We start from the raw sequence: 20,172 nt of genomic DNA, 5'->3' as shown, positions 1-20,172 counted from the left end.
CACGATGCGCGAGCGCCCCGCCTCCCGGCTCCTCGTCCTCGACGGCGAGGGCCGGCTGCTCCTGTTCCGCTTCGCCTTCCGCAAAGGCGCGCTCGCCGGGAGCGAGTACTGGGCGACGCCGGGCGGCGCCGTCGAGCCGGGCGAGAGCTTCCTGGAGGCGGCGATCCGGGAGTTGCGGGAGGAGACCGGCCTCACCTGCCCGGCGGCCGCCCCCGAGATCGGCGAGCGCCGGTTCACGATGCAATTGATGAACGGCGAGTGGGTCAGTGCGCGCGAGCGCTTCTTCGCGATGCGGGCCGGACCCGCTCCCCTCTCCCGCGACGGCTGGACGCCCGACGAGATCGAGGCCCTGGCCGAGCATCGCTGGTGGTCGCGGGCGGAGCTGGCGGCGCCCGGGATGCGGATCTATCCGGAGGATGTCGTAGACCTGTACGACGCGGCCCGCACTCTCCTCGAGAAAGCCGCATAGGAAAGGTCCCGCGCAGGACCGCGGGACCGGAGGATTTCGGCTGCTAGAGCATTTTTCGACGAAGTGGAAACCGGTTCGTCGCAGAAAATGCGGCATAACAAGGACTTAGAGAGCTTCGCGATTGCAACGCGATCGTGAAGCTCTCTAGAGGCTGGCCTCTTCGACGTCCAGCGACGCTAGCTCGGTGCGCGCCTGGGAGATCAGGCGGGCATGCTGGAGCTGGAGGGCGCGGCTGTTGGCCCCAAGGCCCGCCGAGGAGCGGATCTCGGCGAGGGTCCGCTCGTAGTCCTGAAGCTGCGCTTCGACGCGCCGACGGCGCTCCGCGATGCTGTGCGACATTCCGGTTCCCCTTGGTTGTGGGGCGGGCCCGCCCTTTGACTGGACCCGCTCGTGACGCCAAGCCCGGCCGCCGGAACGGCCAAGCCCTTACAGCCAAGGTCATAGATGGGGCGATACTATGGCACGGCCGCCCCGGATGGGGCGGCCGGCGGGCGCAACGGTTCAGAAACCGCGGTAATAGCCGCGCGGGCCGTGGCCCCAGCCGCGATGAGGTCCCCAACCCCGGTGGTGGCCCCAGTGGCGCGGGCCGCCGAAGCCGTAGCGCGGGCCGAAATGGCGACGGTGGCCGTAATAGCCGTGGCGTGGTCCCCAATGGCGGTGGCGGCCGTAATAGCCGTACTGGGCCCAGGCGGTCGGAACCGCGGAGACGTCGGGCGCGGCGGCGGTCTCGGTCAGGGGAGCGGCGGTGGCACCCTGCGGCATGGCGGCAACGCCACCCAGGATCAGGCCAGCGGCCAGCATCACGGTCTTCAGCACGTGGGTCCCTCGTTCGTGCGGGCCTCCGAAGGGAGGCATGGACGGCAGAAACGCACGGGAGCGGAAAAGCGTTGCGCCTTCCCGTGCGCGGATCGCGTCGGACGAGCGCCCCAAACGTGGGTCGATGCTTAACAACGTGTTGCTACTGTCGGTCCGTGGCTGTCCCGCCAGGAGACGATCGGCAGATGCAATTCACGTACACGGCCCATGCCCGAACGGTGATGGGGGAACGGAGTTTGGATTCCGAGTGGGTCGAACGAACGGTCCGTCAGCCCGACCAGATCGAGTCGGATGTAAGGGACCCGACCCTTCTCCAGGCCTTCGCGGCGATTCCAGAATGCGGCGGTCGCATCCTTTGCGTGGTATACAGACCAGTGCCCGAGGGCTGCATCGTTGTGACGACGTTCCTGGACCGGCGGAGGCGAGTGACGTGAAACTGCGGTATGACGACGAAGCCGACGCTCTTTACGTGCGTTTCGCCGACGCACAGGTCGTCGAGAGCGAGGAGGTCAGGCCCGGCCTTATCCTCGACTTCGACGCGGACGGCCGGCTCGTCGCCCTGGAAATCCTCGACGCGTCGGTAGCGCTCGCAGCTGGTGCCGACATCCGGACGCTCGGGTCCGAGGCGGCATGAAGTCGGCTGCCGCCGTCAGGCCATCTTGAGCGTCATGTCGACGACCCGGGCGTTGGTCGCGCCCTTCACGAGCGCGATGCCGTGCTCGCAATCCTCGCGGCGGACATAGCCCTCGCCCGAATCGGCCACCACCTCGCCGTTCTCGGCCCGCAGGCGCCAGCGCCACTCGCCCTTGCCGTCGCGATAGAGTTCGAAGCGCATCGCCGGTCTCCTGCCATGATGTGTCACGGCAACAGATGGGGCCGTGCGGATGGACGACAACGCCGAGAGGCAGGAGGGCGTGCGAGGGCCTGAGGAGCCGTCATCATCCCGCCGTCATGTCGGACGTCCCTGTCTCCGGCCGGGCGCGACGGGTCGCTGTCCCGGCGGAGATCGGTCCCCATGCGATTCACCGTGCTGCCGTTGCTGATGGTCATGATCGTGCCGGCCTCCGCTCAGGATGCGTCAGAGGCGCCGCGACGGGGCAACGTCCTCTCCGTCCGCGGGACGGGCCAGTTCGCCGGCAAGCCGGATCTCGCGCGGGTCGACATCGCGATCGTCACCCGGGGAAAGACCCTCGACGGCGCGGTGGACGCGCATCGAGAACCGACCCGGCGCACGCAGGAGAATCTCAAGTCGCTCGAGACCGCCGGCGTGACGGTGGAGAAAAGCGTCTTTCGCCTGAACCGGGCATCCGAGCCGTACCGCACGGCCGACAACCCGAACCCGAAGCCGCCGGATCAACCGTTCACCGCCATCACGGAAATGACCCTGACCGTCCCATCCGTCGGAAGCGTCGACGACGCGGTCAACCGGCTGGCGGCGAGCGGAATCGTCGAGGTCCGCAAGGTCACCTACGCGGTCGCCTCGGAGCGCCAGGCCCTCAACGAGGCACGGCGCGCCGCCGTGCTCGATGCCCGCGAGCAGGCGCGTATCTACGCCGAGGCCGCGGACCTGAAGCTGGTGGAGATCACGGAGATCACCGACGGCGAAGCCTCGCCGCCGGACGGCTACGCCGACATGCCGCGCTCACGCGTCGCCCAGATCATCCCGCCGGCGGTCGTGACGTTCTCCGCCGGCGTGACGATCCGCTGGCGGATCGCACCGCGCTGAAGTAACCCCCGAACGCGAGAAGCCCGCGCTCCTGTCCAGAAGCGCGGGCCTCGAAGTCTTCAACGCGGATCGGGCCGATCAGCGCGGGGCGCGGTCGAGCCAGCCGATCGAGCGGCCGTCGCGGTTGGCCCCGCCCGCCGGGCGCTGCTGGCGGTTGCCGTCGGCGCGCTGGCCGCCCTGAGGACGGCCCTGGCCCTGCGGACGACCCTGACGGCCCTCATGCTGCCCGCCGCGGGTATCCTGCCCGCCGCGACCCTCATGCGCGCGCGGCTCGCGGTGCTCCTGCGGCCGGCCGGCGCCGTGACGCGGCTGACCCTGGCCACCGCCGGGGCGGCCCTGGCGTTGGCCGCCGGGCTGCTGGCCCTGGCGACCGCCGCCGGGGCGCTGGCCGCGCGGACCCGAGCCGGGCTGGCGACGGTCGCGCTCGGCCTCGGCCACCGCTTGCGCCGCCTCCTCGCGGCTCGGGGGCACGAAGCCCTCGGGGATTGCCATCACCGGCACCTTCTGGCGGGTCAGGCGCTCGATGTCGCGAAGGTAGGCGCGCTCCTCGTCGTTGCAGAACGAGATCGCCAGACCGTCCTTGCCGGCCCGTGCGGTGCGGCCGATGCGGTGAACGTAGGCCTCCGGCACGTTCGGCAGGTCGAAGTTGACGACGTGGGACACGCCGTCGACGTCGATGCCGCGGGCGGCGATGTCGGTCGCCACCAGCACCCGGCAGGTGCCGGCGCGGAAGGCGGCGAGCGCCCGCTCGCGCTGCGGCTGCGACTTGTTGCCGTGGATCGCCGCCGAACCGATGCCGTCGCGCTCCAGGCCGCGCACCACGCGGTCGGCGCCGTGCTTGGTGCGGGTGAAGACCAGCACCCGGTCGATCGCCTCGTCGCGCAGGATGGTGGCGAGCAGCGACTGCTTCGAGCCCGTCGGCACGAAGACGACCTTCTGGTCGACCCGCTCGGCGGTGGTGGCGACCGGGGTCACCGCGACCTGGACCGGGTTCTTCAGGTACTGGTCGGCGAGGCCGGCGATGTTCTTCGGCATGGTGGCCGAGAAGAACAGGCTCTGGCGCTGGGCCGGCAGCAGCTTCACGATCCGCTTGAGGGCGTGGATGAAGCCGAGATCGAGCATCTGGTCGGCCTCGTCGAGGACGAGGTACTCGACGCCGTCGAGGGTGAGCGAGCGGCGGTCGATCAGGTCGAGCAGCCGGCCCGGGGTAGCGACCAGCACGTCGACGCCGCCCGCGAGCGCCCGCTCCTGGCGGCCGATCGTGACGCCGCCGAACACCACCGTGGTGGTGAGCTTCAGGAACTGGCCGTACTCGTTGAAGCTGTCGGCGATCTGGCTGGCGAGCTCGCGGGTGGGCGCGAGCACCAGCACGCGGCAGCCGCGGCGCGGCGCGGGCTTGGACGGGCTCTCGCTGGCGAGACGGTGCAGGATCGGCAGCGCGAAGGAGGCGGTCTTGCCGGTGCCGGTCTGCGCGATGCCGCACAGGTCCTTGCCCTGCATGGCCGGCGGGATCGCCTGGGCCTGGATCGGGGTCGGCGTGACATAGCCGGCCTGGGCGAGCGCCTTCAGGATCGGCGCCGCGAGGCCGAAATCGGTGAACTGGGTCAAGTGAATCTTCTTGGTATTTGGCAGCGGGATCGCCGCAAGGCGCGCGCAAGGCGCGGCCTTCATCGCGATCCGATGTCAGGAGACCACCCGCGTGATGGGGCGATCCGAGGGACGAGCGATTAAGAGAGGGCCGGGCCTGCCGCGCAGGTGCCGCGGCGAAATCCGTCACGCAGCCCTCTCGAGCGGACCGCGATCGGCCGCTGACGCTGCAATCCGCCATATGGCGTTGTGCGGGTGCGAAGTCAATCGGCGGACGCTGCGTCGCCCGCGTGGCACCCGTGCGGTGGACGCTTGCGGCCGGGGGACGCCCGGTGTCCGATGCGGCCGGAGAGTGTTTTCAGGTCGGAGCCCCGCAATGTCGGCCACCCTGTCCGCCCGCCACCCTGCGCTTGCCCGCGCGGACGCCTTCGCCGCCGCCTACGGCCTGCGCCGGCCGCTCCTCCTCGCCCCGATGGCCGGGGCCTGCCCGCCGGCGCTCTCGGTCGCGGTGATGCGGGCCGGCGGGCTCGGGGCCTGCGGGGCGCTTCTGATGCAGCCCGCGGCGATCCTGGCCTGGGCCGATGCGGTGCGGGAGGCCGGCCCGTTCCAGATCAACCTGTGGATTCCCGATCCCGCCCCCGCCCGCGACCCCGACCACGAGGCGGCCTTGCGCACCTTCCTCGGCCGGTTCGGCCCGGCGGTGCCGCCGGAGGCCGGCGACGCCGCGCCGCCCGATTTCGCGGCCCAGTGCGCGGCGGTGATCGAGGCCAGGCCCCGCATCGTCTCCTCGATCATGGGGCTCTACCCGCCGGATGTCGTGGCGCGGCTGAAAGCGCGCGGGATCGCCTGGTGGGCCACCGTCACGACGGTGGCGGAGGCTTTGGCCGCCGAGGCAGCCGGCGCCGACGCACTGGTGGCCCAGGGCGCCGAGGCCGGCGGCCATCGCGGGAGCTTCCTGGCCGGGCAGGCCGAGGCTCGCGCGGTCGGCCTGATGGCCTTGCTGCCGGCGGTGGTCGATGCGGTGAGGATCCCGGTCGTCGCCACCGGCGGCATCGTCGATGCCCGCGGGGCCGCGGCGGCCATGCTCCTCGGCGCCAGCGCCGTCCAGGTCGGCACCGGTTTCCTGCGCTGCCCCGAGGCAGGGATCCCCGCCGCTTGGAGCCACGCCCTCGGCCGCGCCCGCCCCGAGGACACGCGGCTCACCCGCGCCTTCAGCGGCCGCACCGGCCGCAGCCTCGCGACGGACTACGTCGCGGCGGCGGCAGAGCCGGATGCCCCGGCGCCCGCCCCCTACCCGGTCCAGCGCGGCCTGACGCAGGGCATGCGCGAGGCGGCGGTGAAGGCGGGCGACATCGGCCGGATGCAGGCCTGGGCCGGGCAGGCGGCGGGGCTGGCGCGGGCGGTGCCGGCGGGCGAGGTGGCGGCGGGGATCTGGGCGGGAGTCGGAGATCTGTTGCGGTAGCGCCGCCCCCCGCCGCGGGGGGACGGAGCCGGTCCGTTCAGCCGGTGGCGCCGGCGCCGAACGTGCCATCCCCGAAGGTCGAGCGCCCTTCGAGGGCGCCGTATTGCAGGTAATGGGTCAGCGGATCGATACGCGCCTGGGCGACGTCGCCGTAGGCCGCGAGGTATTCCGTCGTATCGAATCCCTTCGACGGGTCGCGGCCCTCCTTCCAGCCGTAAACGTCGTAGTGCATCAGCGGGTCGATCCCGGCCGCCTTCACGTCCCCGTAGGCGGCGAGGTAGCCCTTGGTGTCGAAGAGCGCGTTCGGATCGCGCCCCTCGCGCCAGCCATACTGCTCGTAATGCCGGTAGGCGTAGTCGAGCGTATCGCCGCCGCTGCGCAGGGCCGCCGCCGCCACGTCGTCATAGGCGAGGAGATAATATTCGGCGTCGAACGACCCGTGGGTGAACGAGGCGGCCGGGCCGATGGCGGCGTCGATCTCCCGGCCCTCGGCCCGGCCGTATTGCAGGTAATGGGCGAGAGGATCGATCCCGGCCGCGGCGACGTCCGGGTTGTTCTTGAGATAGAGGCCGGTGTCGAACTCCGCCGACGGATCACGCCCCTCCCGCCAGCCATACTGGTCGAAATGCTGCAGCGGGTTGACGTTCGCCGCGCGGACGTCCGGATTGGCGGCGAGGTAGCCGGTGGTGGAGAAGAAGGCGTCGGGGTCGCGGCCCTCGCGCCAGCCGTACTGGTCGTAATGCCGCTCCGCATCGATGCCCGCTTCGCGCACGTCGGGATTGTGGATGGCGTAGAACGCATCGCCGACCAGGAAATTCCGGTCGATGATGTCGCCGTAGAACTGGGCGTAGTCCTTGCCGGAGACGATCCGGCTGCCATCGGCCAGCACGGGCGTATCGGTGAGGAGGAGGTTCAGGTCCTCGCCGTAATTCGTGAGAGGATGATACTCCGCCGCCAGGGCCCCGAGCCCGACGAGACCGGCGGCGCGCACCGGATCGGGATTGCCCGGCGCCGCCGACGCCGCGGCGGCGGCGAGGAGCCCGGAATCCAGGATGTCCCCGATGTAGCGCGGATCGCCGACGCGCCGGATCGCGTTGGAATAGAGGAATCCGTCCTCGATGTTGTTGGGGGTGGCGCTGTAATTCCCGACGGGATCGCCGTAATCGACGTAGTTGGTCAGGGTGCCGGCGCCGCCGAACGGGACCGCGTTGGAGGGAAGCCCCGGCGCCGCGAAGGTCGTCCCGTCGAGGCCCGTGCGCGTCGAGGCGTAGGACGCCGCAGCGGCCCCGAGGGAATGGCCGGTGAGGTGGACCTGGCCGGCCTGGATGCCTTGCGCGTTCGCCGCGGCGAGCACCTCCTGGGTGAAGGCCGCCGCGTCGCGCAAGGCCTGCGGGACGACCCCGACGAAGAGGCTCACATCCGCTTCGAGCTGCGCCAGCAGGAAGTCGGGCCTCGTGTCGAGGCCCGAGACGTCGGTGCCCTCGAAGGCGATGATCACCTGCGGCGGGACGCCGGGAATGAGGAAGGCCGCGCCGTGAAACCCGCTCGGAAGCAGGCCGGAATCGAACTGATCGGTCTTGTAATAGAACGGCGTCAAGCCGACCGGGATCGGCGGCAGCGCGTTGCTGTCGCTATAGCCGTAGACCCAGTTCGAGGCGTCGAAGAAATTCTGCGTGGTCGGAGCCGGCATGACGTTTCCTCCCGGTTGCGTATAATTTTTTGCAATGACTGCCTTACTTCAACTGCCGATCGCGCCGTCTGATGGGCAAGTGACGACAGTGCCCGCTTCCGTCACGCGGCGCCAGTGCAACTTCCTGATGAGAATAGAGCATCGTCCGACGAAGCGGATACCGGTTCGTCGAAGAAAATGCGGCACAATCAAAGATCTGGGCAAGCTCAACGAGAGCCGCGATCGTAACGCGTCTCTCGTGCCGGAACGGCCGAGCTTGAGCCGTCCCCTGCGTGTTCGGTCTGCGCGCCTACTCCTCCGCCGCCAACGGCCGCGCCACATCCTCCAGGGACTTCCGCTCCGCCGCCACGCCCCAGATTCCCGCCACCACCCCGGCGGCGATCATCAGCACGGATGCCAGCAGGTAGCCGCCGAAGATGGCGTTGCGCGAATGGCCCTCGATCAGCACCCCGAACAGGGCCGGCCCGACCGCCCCGACCGAGGTGCCGACCGCGTAGAACAGCGCGATGGCGAGCGCCCGGATCTCGAGGGGAAACACCTCGCTCACCGTGAGATAGGCCGAACTCGCCGCAGCCGACGCGAAGAAGAACACCGCCATCCAGCATAAGGTCAGGGTCGTCGCGGTGACGATCTCCTGCTGGAACGCCCAGCCGCTCAAGGCCAGCAGCACGCCCGACATCCCGTAGGTGAAGGCGATCATGGGTTTGCGGCCGAGCGTGTCGAACAGACGGCCGAGCAGCACCGGCCCCAGGAAGTTGCCGGCGGCGAAGGGCAGGATGTACCAGCCGACCCCGTCCGCCGGCACTTTGTAGAAGTCGATCAGGATCAGCGCGTAGGTGAAGAAGATCGCGTTGTAGAAGAAGGCCTGGGCGGACATCAGCGCGAGCCCCACCCCCGCCCGCTGCCGGTAGGCCTTGAGCGCGGACACCACCTCCGAGAGCGGCGTGTGGCTGCGCTGGCGCAGCCGCGCCTTCGGGAACGGGCCGTCGCTCAGGACGTGGCCCTCCTTGCGGAAGCGCGCTTCGATCCCGGCGACCAGCGCCTCGGCCTCCTCGTGCCGGCCATGGGTCATCAGCCAGCGCGGGCTCTCGGGGATCCAGGTGCGCAAGAACAGGATGACGAGCCCGAGGAACGCGCCGAGCCCGAAGGCGACGCGCCAGCCGAGATCCGGCCCGAACAGGGCGGGGTCGAGCACGACCAGCGAGGTGCCGGCGCCGAGCACCGCGCCGAGCCAGAAGCTGCCGTTGATGACGAGGTCGGTCCAGCCGCGGGCGCGGGCCGGGATCAGTTCCTGAATGGTCGAGTTGATCGCCGTGTACTCGCCGCCGATGCCGGCGCCGGTGAGGAAGCGGAAGACGCAGAAGCTCCACAGGTTCCAGGACAGGCCGGTGGCGGCGGTGGCCGCGAGGTAGACCGCGAGCGTGATGAAGAAGAGTTTTTTCCGCCCGAGCCGGTCGGTCAGCCACCCGAATCCGACGGCACCGAGCACCGCGCCGGCGAGGTAGCTCGAGGTGGCGAGCCCGATCTCGGCATTGGAGAACCGGAGCGTCGGGCTCGCCTTCAGTGCACCGGCGAGCGCGCCCGCCAGCGTCACCTCGAGCCCGTCGAGCACCCAGGTGATGCCGAGCGCCAGCACCACCAGCGTGTGGAACCGGCCCCAGGGCAGCCGGTCGAGCCGGGCCGACACGTCGGTTTCGATCACGCCGCCGGGGGCGGTGCGGGGGCTGAGGGAACGCGTCATCGAGGCCCTTCCGGCTCGCAAACCGACCTGTGCCCGCGAACATGGCTCCCGGCGCCGCCAGGGGAACCCGCAACATCCGAGAAACATCTGCGGCCGATGCCGAGACTCCGCCTACCCCTTGGCGCCGACCGGCTTGAACACCCCCGTGGCGGTCGCCACCACCCGCCCGGCTTCGTCGCGGATCTCGGCATCGCAGAACAGGATCGATTGGCCGGCCCGCGTCACCCGCCCCTCGGCCACGAGCACCCCGTTCCCGGGCGAGAGGAAGCGGGTCTGCATGTCGAGGGTCACCACCGGCCGGCCGGCGGTGAGCCGGGCCACCGTGCCCATCGCGATGTCGAGGAGGGTGCAGAGGATGCCGCCATGGGCGATGCCGAGGTTGTTGCCGTGCTGCGGTCCCAGTTCCAGTCGCAGCCGCGTGCGCCCCTCGACGACGGCGAGCGCCTCGATGCCGCAGAGCCGGGCGAACGGGATGTCCGCGCCGTAGATCATGCCGTTCTCCGCCTCGTCCATCCGTTCGCTCCGTCTCGGGTGCCGCAGCTATGGGGAGTGTTCGCCGGCGTGGCAATTCGCGCTATGACGGAGCATGAGCGCTTCGACCCCCACCTCCTTCGTCCGCACCCGCTGGTGGTGGGTGCGTCACGCCCCCGTACGGAGCGATGGCGGCCGCATCTACGGCGGCAGCGACATCGCGTGCGATTGCAGCGACGCCCACGTCTTCTCCGGCCTCGCTCCGGTCCTGCCCCGCGGCGCGGTCTGGGTCGCGAGCCATCTCGGCCGCACCCGCCAGACCGCCGAGGCCCTGTGGCAGGCCGGCGACTTCACGGTGGACGGCAATGTCCCCCGCCTGACGGCCCTGCCGGCCCTGGCCGAACAGAATCTCGGCGAGTGGCAGGGCCAGGACCGGACGCGCTTCTTCGCCGAGCGCCAGCCTGAAGCCGCGAGCTACTGGTTCGCCCCCGCCGACGAGCGCCCGCCGGGGGGCGAGAGCTTTTCGGAGCTGTGCGCGCGGGTGAACGCGGCCATCGCCGAGCTCACCGCCGAGCATCGCGGCAGCGACATCGTGGCGGTGGCCCATGGCGGCACGATCCGGGCGGCGATCGCGCTCGCGCTGAATCTCGGGGCCCAGGGCGGCCTCGCCTTCGCGATCGACAATTGCTCGCTCACCCGCCTCGACCATTATGCCGGCCCGGACGGGGCGGGCTGGCGGGTCGGGATGGTGAACGCCCAGCCCTGGCTCGGGGCTGCGGAGGGAGCCGGGCCGGCGGCCTGACGGCATCGGGGCCATACCGGTTTTTCAGCACCGGCCGCTTCCTCCGCAGTTGACAACCGGGCCCCCTTGTCCGGACCATGCACCCGGGCGCCCTCGACGGCGTACCGCACGAACGAACGTCTTCGACGAAGGACGGACCGGGTGAGGACAACGCTTCTGGCGGCGGCTCTGGCCGTGGTGTGGCAGGGGGCGGCCTGCGCGCAGCAGGCGCCTGCCGGCAATCCCCCGAAGACCCCCGCAGGCATCTCGGCCAGGATCTCCGACGGTGTCGTGCGCCTCGGCTTCCTGCTCGACATGTCGGGGCCCTATGCCGACGTGACCGGGCCCGGCAGCGCCGCGGCGGCCCGCATGGCGGTGGAGGATTTCGGAGGCACGGTGCTGGGCGCCGCGATCGAGGTCGTGGTCGCCGACCACCAGAACAAGCCGGACATCGCGGCGGCCACCGCCCGGGCCTGGTTCGATACCGGCGGCGTCGACGCGATCCTGGACATCGCCGCCTCCGCCACCGCGCTCGCCGCCGCCGACATCGCCAAGGCGAAGAACAAGGTGATCGTGTTCAACGGTCCCGGCTCGGTGCGGCTCACCAACGAGGCCTGTTCCCCGGTCTCGGTCCACTGGGCCTACGACACCTACGCGCTGGCCCATTCCACCGCGCTTGCCACCGTCAAGGCGGGCGGCGATTCGTGGTTCTTCGTTACCGCCGACTACGCCTTCGGCCAGGACCTCGAGCGCGACGCGAGCGCCGTGGTGAAGGCGAATGGCGGCAAGGTGCTGGGCAGCGTGCGGGCCCCGCTCAACAACGCCGATTTCTCGTCCTTCCTGCTCCAGGCGCAAGGTTCGGGCGCCAAGGTGGTCGGGCTCGCCAATGCTGGCGCCGACACCACCAACGCGATCAAGCAGGCCGCCGAGTTCGGCCTGACGCAAGGCGGGCAGAAGCTCGCAGGGTTGCTGGTCTATATCAGCGACGTGCACAGCCTGGGGCTGAAGGCAACGCAGGGTATGCTCCTCACCGAGGGCTTCTACTGGGATCTCGACGACGAGACCCGGGCCTGGTCGAAGCGGTATTTCGAGCGGGTCGGCAAGATGCCGAACATGTCCCAGGCCGGCGTCTACTCGACGGTGATGCACTACCTGAAGGCGGTCCGGAAGGCCGGCACCGACGAGACCGCGCCGGTGATGCAGGCGATGCGCGAGATGCCGGTCGACGACTTCTACGCCCGGGGCGGGCGCATCCGGGAGGACGGCCGCATGATCCACGACATGTATCTTTTCGAGGTCAAGAAGCCCGAAGAATCGAAGGGGCCGTGGGACCTCTACAAGCGCGTCGCCACGATTCCGGGCGAACAGGCCTTCCAGCCCTTGTCCGCCTCCCGCTGTCCCCTGGTGAAGAAATGACCCCGATGGCCGGAACACTGCAATCGAACGGCCCCCGGCCATCGGCGAGCGCGACAGCGCGCCGCCGCGCGGGCGGCGGACCGCCCTCGCAGCGCCAGCGGCGAGGGCTACATTCATGACCCTGCGCTGGCGCCGCCGCCCGGAGGGCTCGACCTGGGGCGATTTCGGCCCCGACGACGAGCTCGGCCGGCTCAACCTGCTGACCCCCGAGAAGGTGCGCCAGGGCGCGGCCGAGGTGCGGGAGGGCCTGACCTTCTGCCTCAGCCTGCCCCTCGACTTCCCGGGCGGCAACGTGCTGAACCCCCGCCGCCACGCACCGCAAATCCGCCCGACGGTGCGGGCGAGCGGACGGCCGAACATGAATTTTCCGGTCTGCGAGGAGGTGCCGGACGCCACCGACGTCATCAGCGACGATCTCGCGGTGCTGCACCTGCAATACTCGACGCAGTGGGACAGCCTCGCCCATGTCGGCTCGCTGTTCGACGTCGAGGGCGACGGCACCCCGCGCCCGGTCTACTATAACGGCTTCCGGGCCGGCTCGGACATCACCGGACCGGCGACGGCGGAGGAGGCGGGCGCCCCCTCCCGCGCCCAGGCGCTCGGCATCGAGCGGCTGGCCGAGCGCGGCATGCAGGGCCGGGGCGTGCTGATCGATCTCCACGCCCATCTCGGCGATGCGCGGGTGGCGGTCGGCTACAATCAACTCCGCCGCATCCTCGACGCCGACGGGGTCGTGGTCGAGCCCGGCGACATGGTCTGCCTGCATACGGGCTTTGCCGAACGGCTGCTCGGCATGAACCGCAATCCCGATCCGGCCGTCGTCCACGACCTCTGCGCCGGCCTCGACGGACGCGACCGCAAGCTCCTGAACTGGATCACCGATTCGGGGCTCTGCGCGCTGATCGCCGACAACTACGCCGTCGAGGTCCATCCGGCTCTACCGGGGGACGGCTGCTGCGCGACCCTGCCTCTCCACGAGCATTGCCTGTTCCGGCTCGGGGTCAATCTCGGCGAATTGTGGCACCTCACCCCGCTCGCGACCTGGCTGCGGGCGAATGGCCGCTTCCGCTTCCTCCTCACGGCGCCGCCCCTGCGGCTGCCGGGAGCGGTCGGCTCGCCGACGACGCCGATCGCCACGGTGTGAGCGAGATCGAAGGGCTCCTCCCATCCTCTCACCTCATCCTGAGGTGTCAGTCTATCGGAGATGGACCGACCTCGAAGGAGGGCTCCAGGGACCACAGAGGCTTCTGGAGCCCTCCTTCGAGGCTGCCGCAAGCGGCAGCACCTCAGGATGAGGGCGCGGGTGGGGCAATAGAGTTGCCGCGAATCGCTCGAAGCCACGACAGACAATCCATACGGGAGGATACCATGAGCGAGATCGCGGTCATCGGGGCCGGCTTGATGGGGCACGGCATCGCCCTCGTGCTGGCGCTGGGCGGGCACCGGGTGCGGCTGACCGACAGCCGGCCGGAGACCCTGGAGCGGGTGCCGGGCCTGATCGCCTCGGCCCTCGACACCCTGCGCGAGGCCGGCGCCGTCTCGGCCGACTGGACGCCGGAACGCGCCGCGCAAGCCATCCGCCTCGAACCCGATCTCGCCGCAACCGTCGCGGGCGCGAGCCTCGTCATCGAGGCGATCACCGAGAATCCCGAGGCCAAGCGTACCCTGTTCGCCGAGCTCGACCGGCTCTGCGCGCCGGACACCCGGATCGCCAGCAACACCAGCTACCTCGACGTCTTCCCGCTGATCCCGGAGGGCCGGCAGCGGAACGCCCTGGTGATGCACTGGTACACCCCGCCCTACATCGTCGACCTCGTCGACGTGGTGCCGGGACCCCACACCGATCCGGCGGTGATCGAGGAGGCGCGCCAGCTGGTGCTGGGCCTCGGCCAGGTGCCGATCGTGCTCAAGCGCTTCATCCCGGGCTACGTCGCCAACCGGATCCAGTCCGCGATCTCGGCAGAGGTCTATCACCTCCTCGACGAGGGCGTGGCCTCGGCTCGCGAGATCGACGACGCCATCATCCACGGGCTGGCCTTGCGCATCCCGATCCTCGGCCACCTCGCCAAGGCGGATTTCACCGGCATCGAATTGCTGCGCCACGCGCTCGCCAATGCCAGCTACAGCCCGCCGCCGGCGCGCACCCGCTCGGACGCGGTCGACGAACTGGTGGCGCAGGGGCGCACCGGCGTGATGGCGGGCAAGGGCTTCTTCGACTGGGGCGGGCGCGACCCGGCCGAGCTTTTTCGCGACCGCGACCGGCGCCTGCTCGCCCTGAAGCAGGCGATGAAGCAGGTCGGCCGCATGGAAGGCGAGTGAACCCGTCGACCGGGGCCGCCGCGGCGCTATAACCGGAAGCCGTGAGTGCTCCGGAGGCGAGGCGGCGGCCATGTTCGAGTTCCCGGTCCTGTTCGGCGATATCGGTGGCACCAATGCGCGCTTTGCCGTGCAGGAGACGCCGGGGGCCGCGCCGGTCGTCCTCGCCCACGAGAAGACCGCCGCCTATCCCGATCCGAGCGCGGCGATCCGCGATGCCCTGGCGAAAAGCAAGGTTGCCCCGCCCCGCTCGGCCATCCTGGCGGTGGCGGCCCGGGTCGACGGGCCGGCGGTGCATCTCACCAACGCCCATTGGGTGATCGAGGGCGAGCGGATCGGCCGCGATTTCGGCCTCGCGAGTTGCCGGATCGTCAACGACTACGTGCCGGTCGCGGCCGGCGCCGCCGATCTCGACCCGGCCGGGCGCGACCGCTCGATCCTCGAGCAGATCGGCCCGACCCTCTGCCCCGACGGCGGCGCCCGCCTGGTGCTCGGCCCCGGCACCGGCTTCGGCGCCGCCGGCCTCGTGCCCTACGGCAAGCAACTCGCCATCGTGTCGACCGAGGCCGGCCACACCGATTTCGGGCCGAGCGACGCGGAGGAGTTCGCGTTCTGGCCGCATCTCTCCCGGATCGAGGGCCGCATCACCGTCGAATCGCTCCTCTCCGGCCCCGGCCTCACCCGGCTCCATGCCGGGCTCGGCGGGGCTGAGCTGGACCCGAAGGACATCACCGAGCGCGGAATGTCGGGCGAGGATCCGGCGGCACAGCGCACGTTGCGGGTGTTTTCCAAGCTGCTCGGGCGGCTCTGCGGCGACCTCGCCCTCACCTTCCTGGCGACCGGCGGGGTCTATATCGGCGGCGGCATCGTGCCTCGGATCCTCGACGTGCTGAACGAGGGCGCCTTCCGGCAGGCCTTCGAGCACAAGCCGCCCTTCGCCGACCGGATGACGCAGATTCCGACCTGCGTCATCACCATCGCCGACCCGGCGCTCGCCGGCCTCTCGGCCCTCGCCTGCCAGCCGGAGCGTTTCGCCTATGACGGGCAGCACTGGACGGCGAAGGGGACGGATCAATAGCCCTTCCACAATCCCGGCGTCGCCAGTTCCACCAGGTGACCGTCGGGATCGCGAAAGTACAGGCTGACGCCGCCGCGCGGCCAGGTCGTGCGGCCCTCGATGGCGATGCCGTGTGCCGCGAGGTGCCGCTCCCATTCCTCCAGCGCATCGGCCGGGATCGCCAGGGCGAGATGCAGCGGGCCCGATCCGTCATGCGGCGGAATGGTCCCGCCGGGCGTCGGAATTGCGTGCAGCGAGCCGCCGCGGGGAAACAGCAGCAGGACGCCGCGCCCGGCGACGTCGTAGGCCCGCATCCGATGGTCCTCGTGGAGGCAGGGCAGGCCCATCGGCCCGCCCCAGAACGCGGCCGCCCGCGCGAGGTCGTCGACGTAGAGGACCGTCTCGAGGATCCCGGCGATCTCCGGCATGGCGTCACCCCCCACCGGAGAACGCATGGGAGCCTTGAGCGGTTACGCGGCGGCCGGGTTGACCGCCTCCTCGGCGAGCTCGGACAGGAGCTCGTCGGTGTTCTCCTCCTCGACCAAGGTCTCCTTGATCAGGCTCTCGGCCTCGCCGAGCCCCAACTGCTTGGCCCAGGCCAGAAGGGTGCCGTAGCGGGTGATCTCGTAATGCTCCACGGCCTGCGCGGCGGCGATCAGGCCGGCATCGAGCGCCTCGCTGCCGGCGAATTCCTGCATCACCTCCTCGCCCTCGGCGATGATGCCCTGGATCGCCTTGCAGGTGACGCCCTCGGGCTTCTCGCCGACGATCCGAAACACCTGATCGAGGCGCTTCACCTGTTCGCGGGTCTCCTCGACATGGACGGCGAAGGCGCCCCGCAGCTCCTCGGAGCGGGCGGCCTTCGCCATCTTCGGCAGCGCCTTCAGGATCGCGTTCTCGGCGAAGTAGGTGTCCTTGAGCTGGTGCAGGAAGAGCGCCCGGAGGTTCTTGTCGTCGGCCATGGTCATGCTCCCGTGGGGTACCGATGTGCCCCGGCAACGTACCGGTCGCCGCCTTCGTTCCTCTCGTGATCACGGGCTTCGTGATGGGGCAGACCCTGGTTCACACGGGCGGCCGATGCCACTTTCCGTCAGGGGGCAGCACATCCGCGGAGATCACCCCATGACCACGCTGTTCGACGAACGGGAAAGGGCCGCCGAGGCTCTGTTCGCCCTCGACGAGGAACTGCGCTTCCTGGCGCTCGCGCGGCGCAACAAGATGCTGGCCGCCTGGATGTGCGAACGCCTGCACCTTACCGGCAGCGAGGCGGAGGCCTACAAGAGGCGCCTGGTCGAGGCGGGCGCGACCCCTCCCCCGGCAGGCCGGACACCCGACGAGGCCCTGGCCGACCGGCTGCGGGCCGACCTCGCGGCGAAGGGCATCGCCGCCGACGACCTGCCCGGGCTGATCGCCCGCACCGGGGTCGAGGCGGCCCGGACCGTGCGCGAGCAGGCGAGGAGCTGAAGGGTCCGAGGCCGTTCCTCGACGCAGAGGGTGGAATTCACCGTTCTTGCTGTCACCCTCTACGTCATTACTCGGCTCGGCGTAGCTGAGAACCCGGGATGACGTGGGGGGTGGTCGTCATGTCGAGGTCGGAACGGACGATTCTTCAGAAGAAGGTCGGCCGCGCGCTGGCCGTATGCTCCTTGAGCACCGCCCCGGTCGTGGTATCGACCTCCTTCATCAGGACGTCGTAGCCCCACAAATCGGCGAGGTGCTGGAGCACCCGCATCGCGTCGTCCTTGTTGAGCAGGACCCGGTTGAGCACCTTGTGGTGCAGGATCAGCTTGCGGTCGCCCTCCAGGTCGACATCCACCACCTCGATGTCGGGATCGAGCCAGGCGACGTCGTATTGCCGCGCGAAGGCCCGGCGCAACTTCCGGTAGCCGCGCTCGTCGTGGATCGCCTCGACGCGGAGTTCCGGCTTGTCCGGATCGTCGGTGACGTGGAACAGCCGCAGCTGGCGCATCAGCTTCGGGCTGAGGAACTGGGCGATGAAGCTCTCGTCGCGATAATTCGCCCAGACATCGCGAAGGACCTCCATCGCGTCGCCGCTGCCGGCGATGTCGGGGAACCAGGCCCGGTCCTCCTCGGTCGGCTCGGTGCAGATGCGGGCGATGTCCGTCATCATGGCAAAGCCGATGGCATAAGGGTTGTGGCCGCCGTAATGCCGGTCGTCGTAGGTCGGCTGGCGGATCACGTTGGTATGCGATTGCAGGAATTCGAGGTAGGCCGCCTCGTTGATCTGCCCGGTCTCCGACAGGCGGGTCATGATCCGGTAGTGATTGTAGGTGGCGCAGCCCTCGTTCATCACCTTGGTCTGGCGCTGCGGATAGAAATACTGCGCCACGTGGCGGACGATGCGCAGGATCTCGCGCTGCCAGGGCTGCAGCCGCGGCGCCGCCTTCTCCAGGAAGTAGAGGATGTTCTCCTGCGGCAGTTCCAGGAGCGCCCGGCGCCGCTCGGCCCCCGGGTCCGGCTTTCCGGACTGGGTCTTGGCCGGCAGGGTGCGCCAGAGGTCGTTGTACATCCTCTCCTGGTGCTCGTGGCGCTCGCGCTCGCGGCGCTGCTCGGAGGAGAGGTCGGGGCGCTTCTTGCGCGGATAGCGGTGCACGCCCTGGTTCATCAGGGCGTGGGCGGCGTCCAGCACGGCCTCGACGGCATTGTGGCCGTAGCGCTCCTCGCACCGTGTGATGAAGGTCTTGGCGAAGTCGAGGTAGTCGAGGATGCCTTCCGCATCCGTCCATTGCCGGAACAGGTAGTTGTTCTTGAAGAAGTGGTTATGGCCGAAGGCGGCGTGGGCGATGACCAGAGTCTGCATCGTCGCCGTGTTCTCCTCCATGATGTAGGAGATGCACGGGTCGGAGTTGATGACGATCTCGTAGGCGAGCCCCATCAGGCCGCGGCGATAGCCGGCCTCGTGCTGGGCGAAGTGCTTACCGAACGACCAGTGCTTGTAGAACAACGGCATGCCGATCGACGCATAGGCGTCCAGCATCTGCTCGGCGGTGATGATCTCGATCTGGTTCGGGTACCAGCTCAGGCCGAGTTCGGGTCCGGCGATCGCCTCGCAGGCGTCGTGGATGCGCCGGATGGTGTCGAAATCCCAGTCGTTGCCGGTGAAGAGCGGGGTGTTCTTGGCGATCACGGCCGGGCCGGCGGGCCGCGCGCCGAAGGTGGCGGAACTCATCGGGCGTCGGACCTCCCGGTGCCTGGACGCATCCCCCGGCGGGATGCGAATCCTGAACTCGAATCGCGCGGACTCAAGGACCGCGCGTCGTCACGGTGACGCGGCCTCCTGCCCGGCCTTGTTGCGGGCGAACAGCTCGCGGAAGACCGGGTAGATGTCGCGGCGGTGGTTGACCTTGCGCATGGCCAGCACCGAATTGGTCTTCGAGACCGGCTCGTAGGTGCGCCACAAGGTGGTGCGGTGCTCGACGAAGCCCGCCCGCGGCCCGCCCTCGTCGCCGACTTCGAGATAGGCGAAGTACTGGCAGGCCGGCAGGATCGCCGAGCGCAAGAGGTCCTGCGACGTGGCGCCGTCGCTCGATACGTTGTCGCCATCCGAGGCTTGCGCCGCGTAGATGTTCCAGTCCTCGGGATTGTAGCGCTCGGCGATGATCCGCTTCATCTCGACCAAAGCCGAGGAGACCAGCGTGCCGCCGGTCTCGCGCGAGCCGAAGAACGTCTCCTCGTCGACCTCCTTGGCGTGGTCGGTATGGCGGATGAAGACGATCTCGACGTGCTTGTAGCGCCGGGTCAGGAAGATGTGGAGCAGAATGTAGAACCGCTTGGCGAGGTCCTTCATGTGCTCGGTCATCGAGCCCGAGACGTCCATCAGGCAGAACATGACCGCCTGGGCCACCGGGCGCGGATAGGGCTCGAAGCGACGGTAGCGCAGGTCGATCGGATCGACGTAAGGGATGCGCTGCGAGCGGGTGCGCAGGCGCTCCAGCTCCGCCTTCAATTCGTCGAGGACCACCGCGTCGGGCTGGCTCTCCTCCAGTTCCCGGATTTCGTCTGCCAGGGCCTCCATCTCGACGGATTTGGGCCGCTTCAGCGCGATGCGCCGCGACAGCGAGTTGCGCAGGGTCCGCCCGAGCGCCAGGTTGGCGGGCGAGCCCGACACCGTGTAGCCGGCCCGGCGTAGCGTGGCGGTCTCGACCACCGCGAGGCGGCGCTTGGCGAGATCGGGCAGTTCGAGATCCTCGAGGAAGAGTTCCAGGAATTCCTCGCGGGTGAGGACGAAGCGGAACGTGTCCTCGCCGTCGGCCCCGCCGTCGCTGCCCTCGCCGCTGCCGCCCCCTCCCCCGCCGCCGCCCGGCGGGCGCTCGATCAGGTCACCCTCGATATAGGTCTTGTTGCCCGGCAGGATGTGGTCGTTGATCCCGGTCGAGGGGTTGCGGGTGAATTTCGGCTCACGCACCCCGTCGACCGGAACGGTGACGTTGCCGTCCTTGCCGAGATCCTTGATGTCCTTGTCCCGGGCCGCCTCGCGCACGGCGCGCTGGGCCACGTCGCGGACCCGGCGCAGGAAACGCTGCCGGTTCGCCAGGCTCTTGCCGCCGGGATTGAGGCGTCGATCGATGATGTGCATCCGCTTCGCGCTCTCCGATCACGCCATCATACCGTATCGGGCA

General features: G+C 69.8%; 22 protein-coding genes. 11 read left to right on the top strand and 11 right to left on the bottom strand.

The window, feature by feature from the left end; genetic code table 11:
• Positions 1 to 4: 4 nt before the first annotated feature.
• The gene (locus AC3AOF_RS20425) at positions 5 to 469 is read left to right on the top strand and encodes an NUDIX hydrolase (protein ID WP_488346334.1); all 465 of its coding nucleotides are present in this window, start codon (positions 5 to 7) and stop codon (positions 467 to 469) included.
• 144 nt (positions 470 to 613) lie between these two features.
• On the opposite strand, the gene AC3AOF_RS20420 is transcribed toward AC3AOF_RS20425, so the two are convergent.
• Together AC3AOF_RS20420 and AC3AOF_RS20415 are read right to left on the bottom strand one after the other, a co-directional pair.
• Entirely contained in the window at positions 614 to 808 is a 195-nt protein-coding gene (locus AC3AOF_RS20420; RefSeq protein WP_236989145.1) for a hypothetical protein, read from the bottom strand.
• Between the two features lie 162 nt (positions 809 to 970).
• The gene (locus AC3AOF_RS20415) at positions 971 to 1,285 is read right to left on the bottom strand and encodes a hypothetical protein (protein WP_236989146.1); all 315 of its coding nucleotides are present in this window, start codon (positions 1,283 to 1,285) and stop codon (positions 971 to 973) included.
• Positions 1,286 to 1,470: 185 nt separating this feature from the next.
• On the opposite strand from AC3AOF_RS20415, the gene AC3AOF_RS20410 reads away from it, so the two are divergent.
• Both AC3AOF_RS20410 and AC3AOF_RS20405 read left to right on the top strand, forming a co-directional pair.
• A complete protein-coding gene (locus tag AC3AOF_RS20410; protein WP_272913257.1) occupies positions 1,471 to 1,719 on the top strand; it encodes a DUF4258 domain-containing protein in 249 nt (82 codons plus the stop codon).
• Positions 1,716 to 1,919 (top strand): DUF2283 domain-containing protein, encoded by a 204-nt coding sequence (locus AC3AOF_RS20405; RefSeq protein ID WP_236989147.1) that lies wholly within the window; start codon positions 1,716 to 1,718, stop codon positions 1,917 to 1,919. The genes AC3AOF_RS20410 and AC3AOF_RS20405 overlap by 4 nt, the downstream gene beginning before the upstream one ends.
• Positions 1,920 to 1,934: 15 nt before the next feature.
• Here AC3AOF_RS20405 and AC3AOF_RS20400 read toward each other — a convergent pair whose 3' ends face one another.
• Complete coding sequence (locus tag AC3AOF_RS20400) at positions 1,935 to 2,120, bottom strand: YegP family protein (RefSeq protein ID WP_048432187.1); 186 nt, start codon at positions 2,118 to 2,120, stop codon at positions 1,935 to 1,937.
• Positions 2,121 to 2,300: 180 nt separating this feature from the next.
• Between AC3AOF_RS20400 and AC3AOF_RS20395 the strand changes: the two genes are divergently transcribed.
• The gene (locus AC3AOF_RS20395) at positions 2,301 to 3,011 is read left to right on the top strand and encodes an SIMPL domain-containing protein (RefSeq protein ID WP_236989148.1); all 711 of its coding nucleotides are present in this window, start codon (positions 2,301 to 2,303) and stop codon (positions 3,009 to 3,011) included.
• 78 nt (positions 3,012 to 3,089) lie between these two features.
• Here the strand turns inward: AC3AOF_RS20395 and AC3AOF_RS20390 are convergent, their stop codons facing one another.
• Positions 3,090 to 4,619: a DEAD/DEAH box helicase gene (locus AC3AOF_RS20390; RefSeq protein WP_236989149.1), complete on the bottom strand. Its 1,530-nt coding sequence runs from the start codon at positions 4,617 to 4,619 to the stop codon at positions 3,090 to 3,092.
• Between the two features lie 355 nt (positions 4,620 to 4,974).
• Between AC3AOF_RS20390 and AC3AOF_RS20385 the strand changes: the two genes are divergently transcribed.
• Entirely contained in the window at positions 4,975 to 6,060 is a 1,086-nt protein-coding gene (locus tag AC3AOF_RS20385; RefSeq protein WP_236989150.1) for an NAD(P)H-dependent flavin oxidoreductase, read from the top strand.
• Between the two features lie 37 nt (positions 6,061 to 6,097).
• On the opposite strand, the gene AC3AOF_RS20380 is transcribed toward AC3AOF_RS20385, so the two are convergent.
• The 3 genes from AC3AOF_RS20380 to AC3AOF_RS20370 form a co-directional block, all read right to left on the bottom strand.
• A complete protein-coding gene (locus AC3AOF_RS20380) occupies positions 6,098 to 7,750 on the bottom strand; it encodes an alpha/beta hydrolase family protein (RefSeq protein WP_488346333.1) in 1,653 nt (550 codons plus the stop codon).
• A 289-nt stretch (positions 7,751 to 8,039) separates the two neighbouring features.
• Positions 8,040 to 9,491 (bottom strand): MFS transporter, encoded by a 1,452-nt coding sequence (locus AC3AOF_RS20375; RefSeq protein ID WP_488346332.1) that lies wholly within the window; start codon positions 9,489 to 9,491, stop codon positions 8,040 to 8,042.
• A gap of 111 nt (positions 9,492 to 9,602) precedes the next feature.
• A complete protein-coding gene (locus AC3AOF_RS20370; protein ID WP_236989153.1) occupies positions 9,603 to 10,004 on the bottom strand; it encodes a PaaI family thioesterase in 402 nt (133 codons plus the stop codon).
• A gap of 73 nt (positions 10,005 to 10,077) precedes the next feature.
• On the opposite strand from AC3AOF_RS20370, the gene AC3AOF_RS20365 reads away from it, so the two are divergent.
• The 5 genes from AC3AOF_RS20365 (at position 10,078) to AC3AOF_RS20345 (ending at position 15,553) form a co-directional block, all read left to right on the top strand.
• On the top strand, positions 10,078 to 10,764 hold the full coding sequence (locus AC3AOF_RS20365) for a histidine phosphatase family protein (RefSeq protein WP_236989154.1): 687 nt from the start codon (positions 10,078 to 10,080) through the stop codon (positions 10,762 to 10,764).
• A 141-nt stretch (positions 10,765 to 10,905) separates the two neighbouring features.
• Complete coding sequence (locus AC3AOF_RS20360; RefSeq protein WP_488346331.1) at positions 10,906 to 12,159, top strand: ABC transporter substrate-binding protein; 1,254 nt, start codon at positions 10,906 to 10,908, stop codon at positions 12,157 to 12,159.
• 115 nt (positions 12,160 to 12,274) lie between these two features.
• On the top strand, positions 12,275 to 13,303 hold the full coding sequence (locus AC3AOF_RS20355) for a cyclase family protein (RefSeq protein ID WP_488346330.1): 1,029 nt from the start codon (positions 12,275 to 12,277) through the stop codon (positions 13,301 to 13,303).
• Between the two features lie 224 nt (positions 13,304 to 13,527).
• Positions 13,528 to 14,478, top strand: a complete 951-nt coding sequence (locus tag AC3AOF_RS20350; protein ID WP_488346329.1) for a 3-hydroxyacyl-CoA dehydrogenase family protein — start codon at positions 13,528 to 13,530, stop codon at positions 14,476 to 14,478.
• A gap of 70 nt (positions 14,479 to 14,548) precedes the next feature.
• The gene (locus tag AC3AOF_RS20345) at positions 14,549 to 15,553 is read left to right on the top strand and encodes a glucokinase (RefSeq protein WP_488346328.1); all 1,005 of its coding nucleotides are present in this window, start codon (positions 14,549 to 14,551) and stop codon (positions 15,551 to 15,553) included.
• Here AC3AOF_RS20345 and AC3AOF_RS20340 read toward each other — a convergent pair.
• Complete coding sequence (locus AC3AOF_RS20340; RefSeq protein WP_488346327.1) at positions 15,547 to 15,960, bottom strand: VOC family protein; 414 nt, start codon at positions 15,958 to 15,960, stop codon at positions 15,547 to 15,549. The two genes, AC3AOF_RS20345 and AC3AOF_RS20340, sit on opposite strands and share 7 nt — an antisense overlap.
• A 42-nt stretch (positions 15,961 to 16,002) precedes the next feature.
• Entirely contained in the window at positions 16,003 to 16,494 is a 492-nt protein-coding gene (locus AC3AOF_RS20335; RefSeq protein ID WP_488346326.1) for a YciE/YciF ferroxidase family protein, read from the bottom strand.
• Between the two features lie 160 nt (positions 16,495 to 16,654).
• On the opposite strand from AC3AOF_RS20335, the gene AC3AOF_RS20330 reads away from it, so the two are divergent.
• Positions 16,655 to 16,996: a DUF1476 domain-containing protein gene (locus AC3AOF_RS20330; protein ID WP_488346325.1), complete on the top strand. Its 342-nt coding sequence runs from the start codon at positions 16,655 to 16,657 to the stop codon at positions 16,994 to 16,996.
• Between the two features lie 145 nt (positions 16,997 to 17,141).
• Here AC3AOF_RS20330 and AC3AOF_RS20325 read toward each other — a convergent pair whose 3' ends face one another.
• Together AC3AOF_RS20325 and AC3AOF_RS20320 are read right to left on the bottom strand one after the other, a co-directional pair.
• The gene (locus AC3AOF_RS20325) at positions 17,142 to 18,722 is read right to left on the bottom strand and encodes a SpoVR family protein (RefSeq protein ID WP_488346324.1); all 1,581 of its coding nucleotides are present in this window, start codon (positions 18,720 to 18,722) and stop codon (positions 17,142 to 17,144) included.
• A 90-nt stretch (positions 18,723 to 18,812) separates the two neighbouring features.
• Positions 18,813 to 20,129, bottom strand: a complete 1,317-nt coding sequence (locus AC3AOF_RS20320; RefSeq protein ID WP_488346323.1) for a YeaH/YhbH family protein — start codon at positions 20,127 to 20,129, stop codon at positions 18,813 to 18,815.
• Positions 20,130 to 20,172: the final 43 nt, after the last annotated feature.

The organism is Methylobacterium sp. 142-1Y (assembly GCF_057747795.1).
The sequence above is the reverse complement of the archived record's forward strand: the minus strand, read 5'-3'. Positions and strand labels throughout refer to the sequence as shown.